12 protein-coding genes are annotated in these 19,325 nt (G+C 71.3%); 9 read left to right on the forward strand and 3 right to left on the reverse strand.

Annotated features, from left to right (window positions below):
• Positions 1–5: 5 nt before the first annotated feature.
• Entirely contained in the window at positions 6–1,349 is a 1,344-nt protein-coding gene (locus AAIB33_RS14025) for an MFS transporter (RefSeq protein WP_345803440.1), read from the forward strand.
• Between the two features lie 81 nt (positions 1,350–1,430).
• Here the strand turns inward: AAIB33_RS14025 and AAIB33_RS14030 are convergent, their stop codons facing one another.
• From AAIB33_RS14030 to AAIB33_RS14040, 3 genes are all read right to left on the reverse strand, one after another.
• Complete coding sequence (locus tag AAIB33_RS14030) at positions 1,431–2,462, reverse strand: PHB depolymerase family esterase (RefSeq protein ID WP_345800579.1); 1,032 nt, start codon at positions 2,460–2,462, stop codon at positions 1,431–1,433.
• Between the two features lie 253 nt (positions 2,463–2,715).
• Entirely contained in the window at positions 2,716–5,139 is a 2,424-nt protein-coding gene (locus AAIB33_RS14035) for a glycoside hydrolase family 2 TIM barrel-domain containing protein (protein ID WP_345800580.1), read from the reverse strand.
• On the reverse strand, positions 5,136–5,810 hold the full coding sequence (locus AAIB33_RS14040; RefSeq protein ID WP_345800581.1) for a TetR/AcrR family transcriptional regulator: 675 nt from the start codon (positions 5,808–5,810) through the stop codon (positions 5,136–5,138). The genes AAIB33_RS14035 and AAIB33_RS14040 overlap by 4 nt, the downstream gene beginning before the upstream one ends.
• Positions 5,811–6,004: 194 nt before the next feature.
• Between AAIB33_RS14040 and AAIB33_RS14045 the strand changes: the two genes are divergently transcribed.
• The 8 genes from AAIB33_RS14045 to AAIB33_RS14080 all read left to right on the forward strand — a co-directional run bounded on the left by AAIB33_RS14045 (position 6,005) and on the right by AAIB33_RS14080 (position 19,311).
• Positions 6,005–7,531: an ABC transporter substrate-binding protein gene (locus AAIB33_RS14045; protein WP_345800582.1), complete on the forward strand. Its 1,527-nt coding sequence runs from the start codon at positions 6,005–6,007 to the stop codon at positions 7,529–7,531.
• Between the two features lie 76 nt (positions 7,532–7,607).
• The gene (locus AAIB33_RS14050) at positions 7,608–8,549 is read left to right on the forward strand and encodes an ABC transporter permease (RefSeq protein WP_345800583.1); all 942 of its coding nucleotides are present in this window, start codon (positions 7,608–7,610) and stop codon (positions 8,547–8,549) included.
• A complete protein-coding gene (locus tag AAIB33_RS14055; RefSeq protein ID WP_345800584.1) occupies positions 8,546–10,447 on the forward strand; it encodes a dipeptide/oligopeptide/nickel ABC transporter permease/ATP-binding protein in 1,902 nt (633 codons plus the stop codon). The genes AAIB33_RS14050 and AAIB33_RS14055 overlap by 4 nt, the downstream gene beginning before the upstream one ends.
• Positions 10,444–11,304: an ATP-binding cassette domain-containing protein gene (locus AAIB33_RS14060; protein WP_345800585.1), complete on the forward strand. Its 861-nt coding sequence runs from the start codon at positions 10,444–10,446 to the stop codon at positions 11,302–11,304. Before AAIB33_RS14055 ends, AAIB33_RS14060 begins: the two co-directional genes overlap by 4 nt.
• A complete protein-coding gene (locus AAIB33_RS14065) occupies positions 11,301–13,775 on the forward strand; it encodes a glycoside hydrolase family 3 C-terminal domain-containing protein (RefSeq protein ID WP_345800586.1) in 2,475 nt (824 codons plus the stop codon). Before AAIB33_RS14060 ends, AAIB33_RS14065 begins: the two co-directional genes overlap by 4 nt.
• Complete coding sequence (locus AAIB33_RS14070) at positions 13,772–14,908, forward strand: serine hydrolase domain-containing protein (protein ID WP_345800587.1); 1,137 nt, start codon at positions 13,772–13,774, stop codon at positions 14,906–14,908. Before AAIB33_RS14065 ends, AAIB33_RS14070 begins: the two co-directional genes overlap by 4 nt.
• A 54-nt stretch (positions 14,909–14,962) precedes the next feature.
• On the forward strand, positions 14,963–16,471 hold the full coding sequence (locus AAIB33_RS14075; protein ID WP_345800588.1) for a family 43 glycosylhydrolase: 1,509 nt from the start codon (positions 14,963–14,965) through the stop codon (positions 16,469–16,471).
• On the forward strand, positions 16,468–19,311 hold the full coding sequence (locus AAIB33_RS14080; RefSeq protein ID WP_345800589.1) for a family 78 glycoside hydrolase catalytic domain: 2,844 nt from the start codon (positions 16,468–16,470) through the stop codon (positions 19,309–19,311). Before AAIB33_RS14075 ends, AAIB33_RS14080 begins: the two co-directional genes overlap by 4 nt.
• Positions 19,312–19,325 lie beyond the last annotated feature (14 nt).

Consider the following 19,325-nt stretch of genomic DNA (forward strand, 5'->3'; position numbering starts at 1 on the left):
GCGCGATGTTCCGCTCCTTCTCTGTCTTCAACTACCGCGTCTGGTTCTTCGGCGCCCTCATCTCCAACATCGGCCAGTGGATGCAGGCCACGGCGCTCAGCTGGGTCGTGCTGACGGAGCTGACCGACAACGACGCCGCCGCCATGGGCATCACCATGGCACTGCAGTTCGCGCCGCCGCTCCTCCTCGTGGGCGTCACGGGCTGGGTCGCCGACCGCTTCGAGCGCCGGCACCTGCTCATGATCACCCAGAGCCTCCTGCTCGTCCTCGGCATCGCGATCGGCACGCTGCTGCTCATGGGCGTCATGACGCTGCCGCTCATGTACGTCTTCGCGTTCGCGCTCGGGCTCGTCGCCGCGTTCGACAACCCCGCCCGGCAGGCTTTCGTCTCCGACGTCGTGTCGCGGGAGTACGCGTCCAACGCCGTCGCGCTCAACGCCGCATCGTTCAACGGCGCGCGCATGATCGGCCCCGCCGTCGGCGGCCTCGTGATCGTCGCCGTCGGCACGGGCTGGGTGTTCTTCATCAACGCCGCGACCTTCATCGCGATGCTCGTCGCGCTCCTCATCATCCGCCCGCACGAGCTCGTGCCGCGCGCGCAGTCGGGCAGTGCGGGTCGGCTCGCCGACGGCTTCCGCTACGTCGGCAAGCGGCCCGACCTCATGGTCGCGTTCGCGATGGTGTTCCTGCTCGGCGCGTTCGGCATGAATTTCCCGATCTTCGCGTCGACGATGGCGCTCGAGTTCGGGCAGGAGGCCGACGGCTACGGACTGCTCAGCTCGATCCTCGCGATCGGCTCGCTCACGGGCGCGCTGCTCGCCGCCCGCCGCGACCGTGCCCGCATCCGCCTGGTCATCGTCGGCACCGCCCTGTTCGCCCTCGCGGCCGCCGTCTCGGCCTTCATGCCGACGTACTGGCTGTACGCGGTGACGCTCATGGTCACGGGATTCTCGGTCGTGACGACCCTGACGACCGCGAACGGCTATGTGCAGACCACGACCGACCCGGCTCTGCGCGGACGCGTCCTCGCGCTGTATATGGCGATCCTCATGGGCGGCACGCCGATCGGCGCCCCCATCGTCGGATGGGTCGCGGCGACGTACGGACCGCGCGTCGCCATCCTGCTGGGTGCGGCTGCGGCGCTCGTCGCGTTCGCGATCGGAGCCACGTGGATGCTGGCCTCCGGCCGCGTCCACCGCAACGAGTCGCGCCGGTTCCGCCTCACGATCGACGAGACCGTGCCCGTCGCGGTCATCGCACCCGCCCCCGCCGAGTTCAGCGACGAGGTCGCCGGCACGACGCCGATCCCCCTGCCGCGGCAGGCGACGGCACGTGCGGCGCACCGTTGACGCCGCGCGACGAGCGAGGAAGAGCGCGACGCGGGAGACGAGGAGGGATGGAGCCTCGAGACGGGTCCATCCCTCCCCGAATCAGCCTCTGCGCTGGTGCGCCGAGAAGAACTCCCACATGGCTTCGGAGGCGCTGATCTCCTGAGTGGTCGCTCCGAGCGGTGAGAGGTCGACCGAGGTTCCCGGCCAGGTGTGGCCGCCTCCCGTCACCTCGTAGAGCACAACGTCCGCCTGGCGGCTGCACTTGCTCCAGGTCAAGGTGCGGATGGAGGCCGAGTACTGCGCGATCGTCGGTCCGACGCGGCATTCGTTGATCTCTGCCCAGCGCGTGGCCGCGGTGTTGACGCTGTATCCCCAACGCGGGTCGCTGTTGCCCGCGTACGGGTTCACGAAGTCGTCCGTGCCGTGGAAGGTCACGACGGCGACCGGCTGGGCCGGGGTGCACGTCGCGGGAACCGGCGTGGTCAGGTCTTCTGCCGCCGCTCGCCCCGCTCGCAGGCCGGCAACCGGTGCGATCGCCGCGAAGACGTCGGACGCCTCGCACGCGAGGGCTGACGCCATCCGCCCGCCGCCGGAGTATCCGGTGGCGTACACGCGGCGGTCGTCGACACAGCCGGTCGCGTCGATCTGCGAGACGACGGTGCGCAGGAACGCGACGTCATCGCGCGAGTCGGCAGGCGGATACGTTCCCGACGTCAGCGGCACACCGGGCACGTTCCACGCCCAGTTGCCGTCGGGGAGCGTCTGAGGGAAGGCGATGGCCCCCGTCGGCTCCACGACGATGAAGCCCTTGCGGTCGGCGAGGGTGCGCAGGTCGGAGATGGATGCCTGGACGACTCCGTTGCTGTTGGACCCGTGCAGATCGACCACGAGGGGAAGCTTCTTGCTCGTGGGCGCCGCGGGCACGTGCACGAGCACCGAATAGTCGACTCCGCCGTAGGCGACGCTCACGCGCGAATCACCCTGGGCGAGCGTGCGCACGCACGACGCGGCAGGTGTCGCGGTGACAGCGGATGCCGACGCGGGCACCAGCAGCGCGGCGAGCACAGATACCGCAGCGGCGAGCGAAGCCGCGGCGGCCGACCTGCGCCATCGGATCGGGAAATGAGACATGCGAACTCCTTTGGTCCATCTCAATACCTAGCAAGCACTAGGTTTTCAAAAACTAGCGTCGTTCGCCTTTCGGCACAAGAGGCGGCGGACAGGTGATCGGAGGCGGTGCGCCGCGCACCGCTACGCCGAGGCTCGTCTCGCAGAACCCACCGGTCGTCGCGAACCCACCCTCTGCCGCAGTCGGCCAGGGTGGGTTCCGACGACAGGTGCGTTCAGGCGGGAGGGGGTGCGGAACGGTGGCGTCGGGCGACCGTCAGCGGGCCGTGAGGGTGACGGATGCCGGGGGCAGGCCGTCGACGGTCGCTCTGAGGGTGATCTCGCCTGGGCCGGTCGGACGCACGATCGCGAGCGCGCGGCCGTCGTAGGTCGTGACCGACGGACCGGCGAAGCCCTCCTCCGTCCGCGCGCGGCCCGTGCCGAGGCCCGCGAGGACGCCGGGACCCTCGACTGTGACCGTCACGAGCACGTCGGCGTCGCACGGCACGACGCCCGCGGCATCCTCGAGCGTCACGGCGACGAAGCCGAGCGCGTCGGCGTCGACGCCCATCGTCGGCGACTCGGCCCGGGCCACGAGCGACAGCTCCCCCGCCGTGCGGAGGATGTGTCGCCCCGTCTCCACGCCGCCCGTGCGGGCGACGGCGACGAGCTCGCCGGGGTGGTACTCCGTCTCGAAGCGCGCGCGGAAGCGGTGGTCGCGACCGGCCGGCGCGACGCCGACCGAGACGCCGTCGAGGAGCAGCTCGACCTCGTCGGCCGCCACGTAGACGTCGACGGTCACGGAGGCGCCGGGCGCGGCATCCCACGTCCATGACGACACCGCGTCGTCCCACGACCACGGGGTGCGAGCGGTCGGACGGCCGTGGTGCTGCGGGCGGTGGACCGCGATGTAGGGCGCCGCGCGCAGGCCGAACACGATCTCGCGCCAGTACGACACGGTGCGGCGGTGGCCCGTGATGTCGATGTCGCCGGATTCGGCGAGCAGGTAGGGGTACGGGCCGGTGGTGCCGGTGGCGACGTAGCCCTCGACGTCGGTGTAGTCGATGCGGCCGATGCCGGCCTCGCCGAGGTAGTCCCAGCCGGTCCAGGTGTAGTCGCCGATGACGTGCGGCAGGCGCTCGACCAGCGCCCACAGGGCGTCGATGCGCTCGGGGAAGGTCTCGGAGCCGACGATGACGCGATGCGGGAACGCCTCGGCGTCAGGCTCGTAGCGGGAGTCGCCGTAGTTGAACCCGACGATGTCGAGCACCGACGCCGACTCCTCGATCGACCGCGAGACGAGCTCGGACGCGTTCATGAGCGCCATCTGCTCGCCCATCTCGGCCATCATCGTGTTCGGATCCTTCGCGGCGAGCTCCGCCTGCGCCTCGGCCATGCGGTCGAGGTTGGCGATGATGCCGTTGATGCCGTTCGTGATGAATCGCGTCGGATCGAGCCGGCGCAGCTCCTCGGCGAGCCGTCGTCCCCACGTCGAGCCGATCGGCGTCGCGAGCTCGAGGATCTCATTCCCGATCGAGTACATGATGACGCTCGGGTGGTTGACGTCCTTCGCCACGAGGGCTGCGGCATCCCTCTGCCACCAGTCGGGGAAGGCGAGCGAGTAGTCGAAAGCCGTCTTCGACTCGGTCCAGACGTCGGTCAGCTCGTCCATCACGAGCACGCCGTGGCGGTCGCACGCGTCGAGCATCGCGCGGCTCACGGGATTGTGGGCGCTGCGGATCGCGTTGAAGCCGGCGGCCTTGAGCAGGCGGATGCGGCGGTCTTCCGCGGCGCCTATCGTCGCGGCGCCGAGGGGTCCGTTGTCGTGGTGCACGCACGCGCCGCGGAGCTTCACCGTCTCGCCGTTGATCCGCAGACCGTGGCGGGGGTCCAGCTGGAGGGTGCGGATGCCGAACACCGTCGTGTCGTCGTCGAGGTCCGCGCCCTCGGTGCCGGTGAGCGCGGAGCGCACCGAGTACAGCGCCGGGCTGTCGCTGCTCCAGAGCTGAGGGCCCTCGACCGCGAGTCGCACACGCGCCGTGGCGGGTTCGCCGGGGAGGACCGTGACGGGAGCGGATGCCGTCGCGACGAGCTCGCCGCCGGGCGCTGAGACCGTCCACGTGACGCGGGTCTCGCGGCTGTGACGGGTCGTGTTGCGGACGGTCGTCGAGACGACGACGATCGCCCGTTCGGCGTCGATGTCGGGCGTGGTGACCTGCACGCCGTCGAGCGGGATGTGCACGGGGTGGCCGATGACGAGGTGCACGGGGCGGTAGATTCCCGCGCCGGAATACCACCGGCTGTCCTTGTGCGAGCGGGCCTCGACGGTCACGCGGTTGGCGTCGCCGAAGCGCAGGTAGGCGTCGAGGTGGACTGTGAATCCGGTGTACCCGTTCGGCCGATGGGCCACGAACTCGCCGTTGAGGTAGACCGCGGCATCCCGGTACACGCCCTCGAACTCGAGCTGCACGCTCTTGTCGCGCCACTCGATCGGCACGTCGAAGGTCTTCGCGTACTCGAAGACGCCGCCGGGGTGGTAGCCGGCGTGGACGCCCTGCACCGAGTCGGCCGATCGCGGCAGGTCGCGGATGGCGTCATGGGGCAGCGTCACGGGCGTGGGCTCGGAGCCTGCGGCGAGCGCTTCGAACGCGCCGAGCTTCGGGCCGACGGTCCAGCCGTCGGCGAACGGGAGGCGGATCACTCGGCGCCCTCCGCTCGCGCGTCGAGGGCCTGCTCGATCGACTCGAGGTCGTACCCCGATACCATTCCGCGGAAGAACTCGGCGAGCGCCTGGGCCATGTCGGTCGACTCGGGATCGAGCAGCCACTGCACCTGCAGACCGTCCATGAGCGCGGTCGTCGCGACCGCGGCGCGGTAGGGGTCGACTCCTGCCAGGAGCCGGCCGGAGTCATGGATGCGCCGGAACGCGTCCGAGATGCTCTCGCGCACGAAGACGTAGCGGCGCTTGAAGTAGTCGTGGGCGGGGTGGTCGGACGACGTCGCCTCGGCCGAAAGCGTGCAGTAGAGCTCCACGACGCCCGGAGATGCAGCGTTCCGCTCGGCGAGAGCCACGAGTCCGCGCAGCGCCGCGGCGCCGTCGGGCTGGTCGAAGTCCACGACCGCCCGGGAGAGGTCGTCGCGGTGATCAAGCACCGCCATGAGCAGCGCGCTCTTGCTGCGGAAGTGGTGCAGCAGCCCCGCCTCGCTCATCCCGACCCGCTGGGCGACCTCGCGGAGCGACCCCGCGCGGTACCCCGACTCGGCGAAGACCTCGAGGGCGGCATCCAGGATCGCCTGTCTCTTCGCCTCGCTCTTGGCGTACTCGCCCCGCGGTTTGCGCTTGGGCGCAGTCGCGGTCTTCGTGTCGCTCATGGCATCACCGTATCCGCTCGCCTCCGGCCCCCGTCGGCGTGGTGCGAGCGTCCCTTCCCAAACCGTTCTACAACGAATTCCGAATGATCGCTAGAAATTTATCCCAAAAACCTAGCGCCCATTCGGGATTGGTGTTAGCGTCTCCCGGCAGGGCGATCCACAGGGGAATCGCCACGACGAAAGTGGGACCAAGGATGTTCCGATGGAAGGCCACAGCAGCCGTCATCGCGGCGGCCGCCCTCGCCCTCACGGGCTGCGCGGCGGGCGACGCCGGCGGCAGCACCGGCGGAGCCGGCGGCACTCTCACGCTCGGCGCGATCGCCGCGCCGACGACGTTCGACCCGGCCAGCGCGGAGTGGGGCAATCGCTCCCCCTTCTACCAGTCGGTGTTCGACACCCTCCTCCTCGCGACGCCCGAGGGCACGATCGAGCCGTGGCTCGCGACCAAGTGGTCGTACAACGACGACAACACGGTCCTGACCCTCACGCTCCGCGACGACGTCACGTTCACCGACGGCTCGAAGCTCACCGGCGAGGCCGTCGCCAAGAGCCTCGAGCACTTCAAGAGCGGCACCGGCCCGGACGCCGGCTACCTCACCAACGTCGCCTCGATCGAGGCGCCCGACGACCAGACCGTCGTCATCACCCTGAGCGCTCCCGACCCCGCTCTGCTCAACTACCTCACGCGTGACGCGGGGATCGTCGCCAGCGAGGCGTCGCTCGACAGCACCGATGTCGCGACGAATCCGGTCGGATCCGGCCCGTACAAACTCGACACCTCGGCGACGGTCACGGGCACCAGCTACGTCTACACGAAGAACGACAAGTACTGGAACCCCGACGTCCAGCACTACGACAAGCTCGTCATCAACGTCCTGAGCGACCCGACCGCCGCCCTCAACGCCATCAAGGCGGGCGAGGCGAACGGCGTCAAGCTCGTCAACAACGACAACCTCGCCGAGGTCGAGGGCGCCGGCTGGACCGTCAACGCCAACGAGCTCGACTTCCAGGGCCTCCTGCTGCTCGACCGCGCCGGCACGATGTCGCCCGAGCTCGCCAACGTCAAGGTGCGCCAGGCCATCAACTACGCGATCGACCGCAAGGGCATGCTGAAGGCCGCCGCCGCCGACAAGGGCACCGTCACGACCCAGGTGTTCCCGAAGACGAGCGACGCGTACGACCCCGAGCTCGACGACTACTACACGTACGACCCCAAGAAGGCCAAGGAGCTGCTCAAGGAGGCCGGCTACCCGAACGGCCTCACGATCTCGATGCCGACGGTCTCGCTCCTGGGCGCGGCGACCTACACGCTCATCGCACAGCAGCTCGCCGACGTGGGCATCACGGTGCAGGGCACCGAGGTCGCGCCGAACAACTTCATCGCCGACCTCCTGGCGCCGAAGTACCCGGCGTCATTCATGGCCCTCGAGCAGAACCCGGACTGGCAGCTGATCAACTTCATGATCGCCCCGCAGGCCGTGTTCAACCCGTTCCACTACCAGGACCCGCAGGTCGACGAGTACATCAAGCAGATCCAGTTCGGAGACGCCGCCACGCAGGCGTCCGTCGCCAAGGAGCTCAACAAGTACATCGTCGAGCAGGCCTGGTTCGCCCCCTTCTACCGCGTGCAGGGCAGCTTCGCGACGGACGCCAACACGACCGTCAAGATGCTCCCGACCAACGCCTACCCGGCCATCTACGACTTCCAGCCGAAGCAGTAGCCGGCCATTCCGGCCCGCCCGCCGCCTGAGCGGGCGGGCCGGAACCCGCTCTCATCCCTGAGACCTGGAGCGCAGCATGCTCACCTTCATCCTCCGGCGCATCGGCGCCGGCATCGTCCTCCTGTTCGTGATCTCGGCCCTCGCGTTCGGTCTGCTGTACCTCGACAGCGCCAACATCGCCCGCCGTATCCTCGGCCAGAGCGCCTCTCCCGAGCTCGTCCAGCAGAAGGCGCACGAGCTGGGCCTGGACCGGCCCCTGGTCGTGCAGTACTGGGACTGGCTCACCAACGCCCTCCACGGCGACCTCGGCCGGTCGTGGTTCAACGGCCAGCTCGTCGTCGTCAGCCTCTCCGGCCGCCTCGCCGTGACCCTCTCCCTCGTCATCGGCACCACGATCGTGACGGCGATCGTCTCCGTCATCCTCGGCGTCCTCGCCGCCCGCCGTGGCGGCGCCGTCGACGGCACGGTGCAGTTCGTCTCGGTGCTCGGGTTCGCGATCCCGGGCTTCCTCATCGCCGTCTACCTCGTGCTGATCTTCGCGATCAACCTGCACTGGTTCAAGGCGACCGGGTACATCCCGGCGACCACGTCCTTCACCGGGTGGCTCTCCTCCATCACCCTGCCGATCGTCGCCCTCGCGGTCGGCGCGATCGCCGCCGTCACCCAGCAGATCCGCGGATCCATGATCGACGCGATGTCGCGCGACTACGTGCGCACGCTCCGCAGCCGCGGCCTCGACACGCGCAGCGTCGTCTACAAGCACGTGCTGCGCAACGCCGGCGGCCCGGCGCTCGCGATCCTCGGCGTGCAGTTCATCGGCCTGCTCAGCGGCGCCGTCATCGTCGAGCAGATCTTCGCCCTCCCTGGGATGGGACAGCTGACGGTCATGGCGGGCACGCAGGGCGACATCCCCGTCGTGATGGGCCTCGTCGTGGTCTTCACGATCCTCGTCATCATCACGTATCTCGTCATCGATCTCGCGCAGGCTGCGCTCAACCCGAAGGTGCGACTGTCATGACCGCCATCGAAGTGCCTCCCGCGGTGCCCACTCCGCACGTCAAGACCTCGCTCTTCCGGCGCCTCGTGCGCAAGCCCGTCGGCCTCGTCGCACTCCTCTACCTCGGGTTCGTCGTGCTGATGGCCGTGATCGGGCCGTTCATCGCCCCCTACGACCCCAACAAGGCCTCGCTCCAGCTCGTGCTCGCCCCACCGAGCGCCGCGCACCCGCTCGGCAACGACAGCGCGGGCCGCGACGTGCTCTCACGCCTGCTCTGGGCCACCTCGACGACCCTCGCCGCCGCGGCCCTCGCGGTGCTGACGGCTCTCGTGATCGGCGTCGTCGCCGGCCTCATCGCGGGCTACTTCAAGGGCTGGTTCGACTCGGTCTCGTCGTGGGTGACCTCGCTCGTCGTGGCGCTCCCGCCCATCGTCGTGCTGATCGCCGCCCGCACGGTGCTCGGACCCTCCGTGTGGTGGGCGATGCTCATCTTCGGCATCATCCTCTCGACCGCGTACTTCCGCCTCGTCTACGCCGCCGTCGTGGGCGTGCGCAGCGAGCTGTACGTCGATGCGGCCCGCGTCTCGGGCCTGAGCGACACCCGCATCATCGGCCGCCACATCCTCTCGGTCGTCCGGGCGCCGATCATCATCCAGACGGCGATCATCGCGGGCATCGCGATCGCGATCCAGTCGGGGCTGGAGTTCCTCGGGCTCGGCGACATGAGCGTGCCGACCTGGGGCTCGATGCTCAACGACGGCTTCGCGAACATCTACCGCGCACCCACCCTCATGCTGTGGCCCTCGCTCGCCATCGCGACGACCTGTATCGCACTGACCCTCGTCGGCAACGCGATGCGCGACATCCTGGAGCGCACCACGACGGTCCGGCGTCGCCGCCGCCGGGCAGTGTCGAGCGCGACCGCGTCGATCGCGGCCGTCACGACCTCGATCTCCACGAGCGGGGCGGATGCCGCGCCCATCGAGGACTCGACCGAGCTGCCCGTCGTCTCCGCCGGGACCATCGTGCACCCCGACGACGTCACCACGTCGCAGCAGCCGCAGCAGCCCGCGCTGCGCATCCGCGACCTGCGCGTCGCGTACCAGCAGCCCGAGGGCGCCGACATCGAGGTCGTCCACGGCGTCTCGCTCGACGTCCGCAAGGGCGAGATCCACGGCCTCATCGGCGAGTCGGGCTCCGGCAAGACCCAGACCGCGTTCGCCGTGCTGGGCCTGCTCCCCCGCGGCGGGCACGTCTCGGCCGGCTCGATCGACTACGAGGGGACGCAGCTCGCGGATGCCTCGGAGAAGGTCTACGCCGGCATCCGCGGCAAGCGCATCGGCTACATCCCCCAGGAGCCGATGTCCAACCTCGACCCGTCGTTCAAGATCGGGTATCAGCTCGTCGAGCCGCTCGTGAAGAACCTGGGCCTGAGCCGGAAGGCGGCGACCGAGAAGTCGCTCGCCCTGCTCGACCGGGTCGGCATCCCGAATCCGAAGCGCACGTTCGACGCGTACCCGTTCGAGGTGTCGGGCGGCATGGCGCAGCGCGTCCTGATCGCGGGCGCCGTCTCGACCGACCCCGACCTCATCATCGCCGACGAGCCGACGACGGCACTCGACGTCACGGTGCAGGCCGAGGTGCTCGACCTGCTGCGCGACCTGCAGCGCGAGCGCGGCATGGCGATGCTGCTCGTGACGCACAACTTCGGTGTCGTCGCCGACCTCTGCGACCGGGTCACCGTGATGCAGCAGGGCCTGTTCGTCGAGCAGGGTCCCGTCCGCACGATCCTCGGAAACCCCAGCCACCCCTACACGCAGTCGCTGCTCGACGCGATCCTCGACGAGGGTCCCGCCCGGCCGCCGCTGGTCACCGCCGGGCCCACGTCGGGCGCCGCGAAGGAAGGAGCCCGGCGATGAGCACGCTGCTCGACGTCAAGGACCTCGTGGTCGAGTACCCCGGCAAGGGGTTCCGCGCCAAGCCGTTCCAGGCCCTCAAGGGCGTCTCGCTCGACATCCGCCCCGGCGAGACCGTCGGCCTCGTCGGCGAGTCGGGGTCGGGGAAGACGACCCTCGGCCGCGCCGTGCTGGGCCTCGCCCCCGTCACGGGCGGCACGATCACCTACGGCGGCCGCGACATCTCGAAGCTCGGGCGCCGTCAGCGCCGCGAGCTCTCGAGCGAGATCCAGGTCGTCTTCCAGGACCCGTACTCGTCGCTCAACCCCTCGCTCACGATCGAGCAGATCCTCGCCGAGCCGCTCACGGCGCGCGGGGTCGCCGGCAAGGAGGCGAAGGCGCGCGTGCGCGACCTGCTCGACCGCGTCGGGCTGCCCGCGAACGCGGCCGGCCGGCTCCCGCGCGAGTTCTCCGGCGGCCAGCGGCAGCGTGTCGCGATCGCCCGGGCGCTCGCGCTCGACCCCAAGCTCATCGTGTGCGACGAGCCGGTCTCGGCGCTCGACCTCTCGACGCAGGCGCGCGTGCTGGACCTCTTCATCGAGATCCAGGAGCGCACCGGCGTCGCCTACCTCTTCATCTCGCACGACCTCGCCGTCGTCCGGCACATCAGCCACCGCGTCGCGGTGATGTACCACGGCGAGCTCGTCGAGACCGGCGAGGGCGACCAGGTCACCGCACGACCCGAGCACCCCTACACGCAGCGGCTCTTCCTCGCCGCCCCCGTGCCCAACCCCGACGAGCAGGCTGAGCGCCGCTCGGCCCGTCGCGCCCTGCTCGCCGAGCAGGCCGCGGCCGCATCGACCGAAGGAGCCGCCGCATGACGACCCCCGCGACCGCGACCCAGTCCGGAACCCCGCACGACGCGACCCCGCACGACGCGACCCGCCCCGAGACCGTCCAGCACCTCGTCCCTCTGCTCGAGAAGCTGACGCTCGAGCAGAAGGTCGCACTCATCCAGGGCGCCGACTTCTGGACGACCGTTCCCCTCCCCGAGGTCGGGCTGCGCGCCATGACGCTCTCCGACGGCCCCGCCGGTGTCCGAGGGCCGCGCTGGGACGAGCGCGAGCCGTCGCTCAACCTCCCCTCGGGTTCCGCCCTCGCCGCCTCGTGGGACGTCGACCTCGCCTACCGCTACGGCGCGGCCGCGGCATCCGAGGCCCGTCGCAAGGGTGTGGACGTCGTGCTCGGCCCGACGATCAACCTGCACCGCTCGCCGCTCGGCGGCCGGCACTTCGAGTGCTTCAGCGAAGATCCAGAGCTGTCGGCCGAGCTGGCTGCGGCGTACGTCCGCGGCCTGCAGGACAACGGCGTCGGCGCCACGCCGAAGCACTACGTGGCGAACGACTCCGAGACTGACCGCTTCACGGTCGACGTGCGGGTCGACGAGCGCGCCCTCCGCGAGCTGTATCTCGCGCCGTTCGAGCGGGCCGTCGAGGCGGGCGCCTGGACCATCATGAGCGCCTACAACTCCGTCGACGGCGTCACGATGACCGAGAACGACCTGCTCGAGACGCCGCTCAACTCGGAGTGGGGCTTCGACGGCGTCGTCGTCAGCGACTGGACGGCGGTGCGCTCGCTCGACGCGATCCCCGCCGCGCAGGACCTCGCGATGCCGGGGCCCGCCCCCGCCTTCGCCGGCCTCGTCGAGGCCGTGCGCGAGGGTCGCGTCGCCGAGGCGGACATCGACCGCAAGGTGCTCCGGATGCTCCTCCTCGCCGAGCGCGTCGGCGCCCTCGAGGGATCGGAGCAGAAGACCCCGGCCCCTGTCGACGGCGTCGCCTTCACGCGCGAGGCCGGCATCGCCGGCACCGTGCTCCTCGCGAACGACGGCGTGCTCCCCCTCGACCGGCAGGCCCTCAGCACCATCGCGGTCATCGGCCACAACGCCCGCGACGCCCGCACACAGGGCGGCGGCAGTGCGACGGTGCTGCCCGAGCGCATCACGACGCCGCTCGACGGCATCCGCCGGGCCTTCCCCGACGCCGACGTGCGCTACGAGCTCGGCGCCGTCGTGCAGGAGGGCGTCGCTGAGATCCCGATCGCACAGCTGACCAACCCCGTCACAGGAGAGCCGGGCGTCCGCGTCACCTTCTTCGACGCCGACGGCGCGGAGATCTTCGCGGAGGACCGCCGCTCGACGGCGCTCGTGTGGTTCGGTGGCGACGCCCCCATCTCGACGAGCCGCCGCGTCGTCATCGACGGCCTCTACACCCCCACGGAGTCGGGCGAGGTCCTGCTCGGCTTCGCGGGCGCCAACCCCGGTCGCCTCTTCGTCGACGACGAGCTGCTCGTCGACGACATCCCGGTCATCGAGGGCACCGACCTCGGCGCGGCCTTCCTCAACCCTCCGTCGCTCACGACGGCGCTCCCCGTCGAGGGGGGCGTCGCGCGGCGCGTGCGCACCGAGCTCACGCTCGCGCAGGAGGGTGCGCTCGCAGGCGCCCTGTCGGTCACGGTCGGCATCGCGCCGGACGACTCCGATCCCGACGGTCTCCTCGCCCGCGCGGCCGCGACGGCCGCGGCATCGGATGTCGCGATCGTCGTCGTCGGCACGAACTCGAAGGTGGAGTCGGAGGGCTACGACCGCGTCGACCTCGACCTCCCGGGCCGGCAGGACGAGCTCGTCCGCGCCGTCGCCGCGACCGGCACGCGTACGATCGTCGTCGTCAACGCCGGATCGCCCGTCGTGCTGCCGTGGGCGGACGAGGTCTCGGCGGTCGTGCAGGGCTACTTCGGCGGCCAGGAGTTCGGCTCGGCGATCGCCGACGTGCTGTCGGGCGCCGCGGAGCCGGGCGGCCGCCTGCCCACGACCTGGCCGGCGGCCCTCGCGGACGTGCCGGTCACCGATGTGACGCCCGACGAGGGGGTGCTCCGCTACACGGAGGGCCTCCACATCGGCTACCGCGCGTGGTTGAAGGATGCCGCCGAGCCGGCCTTCCCGTTCGGGCACGGCCTCGGCTACACGACGTGGGCGTGGGGTGTCGCGCAGCGCGACGGCGACGCGCTCGAGGTGACTCTGCAGAACACCGGCGAGCGCGCAGGCAAGCAGGTCGTGCAGGTCTACGCCGAGCGCGCGGACTCCGAGGTCGAGCGGGCCGAGCGCTGGCTCGTCGGCTTCGCCGCCGTCCATGCGGCGCCCGGCGAGACCGTGACCGCCCGCATCCCCCTCCCCGCCCGGCGCTTCGCCCACTGGGCCGGCGAGTGGGTGGTCGAGCCCGGCGCGTACACGCTGCGGGCCGGGGCATCCGTCGTCGACCTTCCGCTCGCATTCGAGTGGACGATTGAGGCATGACCGGACTCACCCAGCTCGACGGCGCGCTCCACGGAACCGCCGACCCCCGCCTCGACGAGATCGTCGGCCGGCTCGAGGGATTCCTCGCGCTCGATCCCGACCTGTCCTTCCAGGCTGCCGCCTTCCATGACGGGCATGCCGTACTCGATGTGTGGGGCGGCCCGCACCTGGACGGCGAGTCCGTCACGGTGCCGTTCTCCGTCACGAAGAACACGATCGGCCTCTCCGTCGCGCTCCTGGTCGAGCGCGGCGAGCTCGACCTCGACGCGCGCGTCGCCGACCACTGGCCCGAGTTCGCCCAGAAGGGCAAGGCGCACGTCACGGTGCGGCAGCTGCTCTCGCACCAGGCCGGGCTCGTCCAGTCGCGTCCCGCGCTGACGGTCGCGGAGCTGCTCGACCCGCACGCCGCCGCCGAGCGGCTCGCCGCGACGACGCCGTACTGGTACCCGGGCACCGCGTTCGGCTACCACGGGATCACGATCGGCAACCTCGCGTCGGAGCTGATCTACCGCGTGACGGGTCGGACGCTGCACGAGTTCTACGAGCACGAGATCCGCGCACCGCACGGCATCGACTTCTACCTCGGCCTGCCGCCCGAGCTCGACGCACGCAAGGCGCCGACGCTCCCGATGATCCCGCCCGCCGGGGGCGCCGCCCCGGGCGACATGTCCCTCCTCACCCAGCTCGTCTTCACGCCCGCCGGCCCGCCCGTCGACCTCGCGAACGACGAGGTGAGCTGGCGCTACGGGCATCCCGCCGTCTCCGGCACGGGAGCCGCCCGCGGCCTCGCGAGGCTCTTCGCCGCGGGTGTCACGGGCGTCGACGGCTCGAGCCCCTTCCTCTCGGCCGACACAGTCGAGATCGTCGGTCAGCAGCAGGTGCGCGGCTACGACGAAGTGCTCGGCCAGCCGCACCGCTCGCACTCGATCGTCTTCCAGAAGCCGACGCCGTCGCTCGCCTTCGGAGGACCGAACGCCTTCGGCCACGACGGCGCGATGGGCGCGCTCGCGTGCGTCGATCCCGACACGGGGCTCGCCTTCGCGTGGACGATCGCCCGCGGCCCCTGGCCGGGCGGCGCCGATCCTCGCGCGCTGGCCCTCGCGACCGACCTCGGCCGCATCCTCTCGACCTGACCGGGTCCGCCTGACCGCCCACGCGGCCACGACCCAAGAACGCAAAGGACCACCGTGACGACGCTGCACAACCCCCTCCTCAACGGCTTCCACCCCGACCCGTCGGTGGTGAAGGTGGGCGATGAGTGGTTCCTCTCGACGAGCACGTTCGAGTACCTCCCCGGCATCCCGATCCACCGCTCGACCGACTTCGAGACGTGGGAGCTCATCGGCCACGTCGCGACCCGACCCGGGCAGCTGGGCGTCGACGAGGTGCCGACGGGCGGCGGCGCGTGGGCGCCGACCATCCGACACCACGACGGCGAGTTCCACCTCGTCATCACCGACGCGATGGGGCGCGGGATGCTGCACTTCACCGCGACGGACGCCGCCGGCCCGTGGAGCGACGGCGATCTCATCCTGCAGCAGGGCACCGACGAGAGCCTCTCGGGGATCGACCCCGACATCGTGTGGGATGCCGCGGGCCAGGCGTACGTCACGTTCTCCGGGCTCCTGCTGAGCGGCGATCTCGATCCGAACGCGCCGACCCACCTGGGCATCCAGCAGGTGAAGGTCGACCTCGACATGCACCGCGCGCTCGAGGAGCCGCGCTCGCTGTGGTCGGGCACGGGCCTGATGTTCCCGGAGGCGCCGCACGTCTACGAGATCGACGGCGCGTGGTATCTCCTCATCGCGGAGGGCGGCACGGAGCGTGGCCACGCGATCTCGATCGCACGCGGCTCATCGCCCGAGGGGCCCTTCGCCTCGGCGCCGGGCAACCCGCTCGTGTCCGCGCGCTCGACGCCGCGCCCGATCCAGAACACCGGCCACGGCGACCTCGTCGTCGGCCCGGACGGCGAGTGGCTGTGCGTGCTCCTCGGCGTGCGGCCCCGCAGCGGCACGCGTGCCTTCTCGGCGCTCGGCCGCGAGACGTTCGTGACGCCCGTGACCTGGGCCGACGGCTGGCCTGCGATCGCACCGGTCGAGCTGGCGCCGCGCCCCGGCACGCGCGTCGAGGTGTCGTTCGACGCGCCGCTCGACCTCGAGTGGATCGGCGTCCGGCGCTTCCCCGCCGACGTGGCGCGCGTCGAGGGCGGGCGACTCGTCGTCACCGCCGACGGCTCGACGCTCGCCGACGCGCGGCCCGCCTTCGTCGGACGCCGGCAGGAGCATCTCACCAACGAGGTGAGCGTGCGCCTCGACGTCTCGCAGGGCGTCGGCGGCCTCGCCGTGCGCTACGACGAGCAGTTCCGCATCGAGCTCGAGGCCGGCCGGGGAGCCGTCACGGCCCGCGCGCACCTCGGCGGCGTGCTGCAGGAGTGGACGCACCCGGCCGCCGGCGACGTCCTCGACCTGCATCTCGCCTCGCGCAAGCCCGAGGGCGGGACGGGGATCGTCGCGACGAGCGACGTGTTCCACCTCGCCGTGACGATCGACGGCGAGCGCATCGAGCTCGCGCGGATCGACGGGCGCTTCCTCTCGTCGGAGGTCACCGAGTCCTTCACCGGCCGGGTGATCGGCGTCTACGCTGTCGATGGCGTTGTATCGTTTCAGCGCTGGATCGCCGAAGGAGACGACGAATGACACGCATCGGGATGCTGCGCGCCGAGCTGCGAGACGACACGGCCTTCGTCGCGACCGCGACACCGCGCCTCACCTGGACCGTCGAGACCGACGAGCGCGATTGGGTGCAGGCATCCGTCGAGCTGAGCGACGGCGTCGACACCGTGACGATCGAAGGGACCGAGAGCTCCCTCGTGGCGTGGCCGTTCCGGCCGCTCACGGCCGGCGACTCCCGCGAGGTCTCGGTGCGTTCGACGGCCGCCTCCGGCACGCGGACCCCGTGGAGCGAGCCGCTGCAGGTCGAGGCCGGGTTCCTCGCCGACGGCGAGTGGGTCGCCGAGCCGGTCGGGCTCGCCGCACCGGAGCGCGAGGCGCAGCCCGCCCTCGTGCGGACGGCCTTCACGCTGGATAGACCCGTGTCCCGGGCCCTCCTGTTCTGGACGGCGCTGGGCGTCGCCGAGCCCGAAGTGAACGGCACGTCCGTCTCGGACGACGTGCTCTCTCCCGGCTGGACGGCGTACCGCGACCGCCTCGTCCACGAGACCGTCGACGTCACGGCGCTCGTGCGCGAGGGCGAGAACGTGCTCGGCGCCACGATCGCCGGCGCCTGGTACACCGAGAAGTACGGCTTCTTCGCCTTCGCCGACCGCCTCTACGGCACGCAGCCGTCGTTCCTCGCGCAGCTGCGGGTCACCTTCGCCGACGGGTCGGTCGAGACCCTCGCGCCCACGGGCGCCGGGTGGGAGGCGAGCGGCGACGGCCCCGTCGTCGAGAGCGGCATCTACCCCGGTGAGCACCAGGACCTCCGGCGCGCACCCGTGGACTGGGCTCCGGTGCGGGTGGGCGCAGCCGCGAAGCCCGGCTACGAGAACGTGCCCGTCCCGGAGGCGCGCATCGCGCCGGCGGTGCGGCGCATCGAGACGCTTCCCGTCGCCGACGTGCTCGCGACCCCGGCCGGAGGAACGATCCTCGACTTCGGCCAGAACCTCGTCGGCCGGCTCCGTCTCCGGGTGACGGCCCCGGCGGGAACGCGGGTAACGGTCCGCCACGCCGAAGTGCTCGAGCACGGCGAGCTCGCCCTCCGCCCGCTGCGCAACGCTGCGGCGACGGCGACGTTCGACCTCGCGGGCACGGGTGAGGAGGTGCTCGAGTCGCGCTTCAGCTTCTACGGCTTCCGCTACGCCCAGATCGAGGGCATCGACCTCGACCCCTCGGCCGTCGAGGCCGTGGTGCTGCACACCGACATGACGCGCACCGGCTGGTTCGAGGCATCCGATCCCCTCGTCTCCCGTCTGCACGACAACGTCGTCTGGGGCATGCGCGGCAACTTCCTCTCGATCCCGACCGACTGCCCGCAGCGCGACGAGCGCCTGGGCTGGACGGGCGACATCCAGGTGTTCACGCCGACGGCGAGCTTCCTGTACGACTGCGACGCCTTCCTCACGTCGTGGCTGCGCGACCTCGCGCGCGAGCAGGCGCGCAACGACGGCGAGGTGCCGCTCGTCATCCCCGCCGCCCTGCCCGCCTTCGGGGGAGGCGGCCCGACGGCCGCGTGGGGCGATGCCGCCACGGCCGTGCCGACCGTGCTGCACGCGCGGTTCGGTGATCTCGCCGTGCTCGAAGCCCAGTACGAGAGCATGCGCGCGTGGACGGATGCCGTGCTTCGGGATGCCGGACACCACGGCCCGTGGGAGGGCCGGATGCAGCTCGGCGACTGGCTCGACCCCGCCGCACCACCCGACAAGCCGGGCCAGGCGAAGGTCGACGGCGACATCGTCGCGAGCGCCTACCTCGCGCAGTCGCTTCGCCAGGTCGCCGACGCGGCGCGCCTGCTGGGCTTCGACGACGACGCGGCGACGTACGGCGAGCTCGCCGAGCGCAGCCGAGCCGCCTTCGAGGCCCACTACGTGACGCCGGCGGGCCGCATGATGAGCGACGCCCCCACCGCCTACGCGCTGGCGCTCGAGTTCGATCTCGTCGTCGATCCGGAGCTCCGGCAGCGGCTGGCCGACCGGCTCGCGGCGCTCGTCCGCGAGGGCGGCTACCGCATCGCGACGGGCTTCGTCGGCACGCCGCTCGTGACCGACGCGCTCACCGAGGGCGGCCATCTCGCCGAGGCGGAGAGACTCCTGCTGCAGACAGAGTGCCCCTCCTGGCTCTACCCCGTCACGATGGGTGCGACGACGGTGTGGGAGCGGTGGGACAGCCTCCTGCCGGACGGGTCGGTCAATCCCGGCGAGATGACGTCGTTCAACCACTATGCGCTCGGCGCGGTCGCCGACTGGCTGCACCGGACCGTCGCGGGACTGGCCCCCGATGCTCCCGGCTACCGCCGCCTGCGCATCGCACCGCGCCCGCTGCCGCCGCTCTCGCACGCGTCGGCCCGGCACCTCACGCCCTACGGCGAGGCGTCCGTCTCGTGGCGGCGCGAGGGCGACGAGGTCGTCGTGACGGCGGTCGTCCCGCCGAACACGACGGCGATCGTGGACCTCGACCCCTCCACAGGCTCGGGGACCGGGCACGAGGTGGGCTCCGGGACCGGGACCGGGCACGAGGTGGGCTCGGGGAACGGGCACGAGGTGGGCTCGGGGACGCACGAGTGGCGCATCCCGGCCGCCACGGTCGCGGAGCGCCACCCCCTCCCCGGCCTGCAGGCCTCGCTCGCCGACGTCGTCGACGACCCGCGTGCGTACCGCGCCCTCCTCGACACCCTCGCGGCGTTCGACCCGGAACGGGCCGAAGCCGTCCGCACCGAGACGCGATGGGGTGCGGGACGCTCGCTGGCGACCGCGCTCATGTTCACTCCGCCGCCCGTGCTCGCCGAGGTGGACCGCGCCGTGCGCGAGGCCACCTCGGCCTGAGCGCCCGGCCTCCG

The organism is Microbacterium sp. AZCO (assembly GCF_039614715.1).
Taxonomy (GTDB): Bacteria; Actinomycetota; Actinomycetes; order Actinomycetales; family Microbacteriaceae; genus Microbacterium.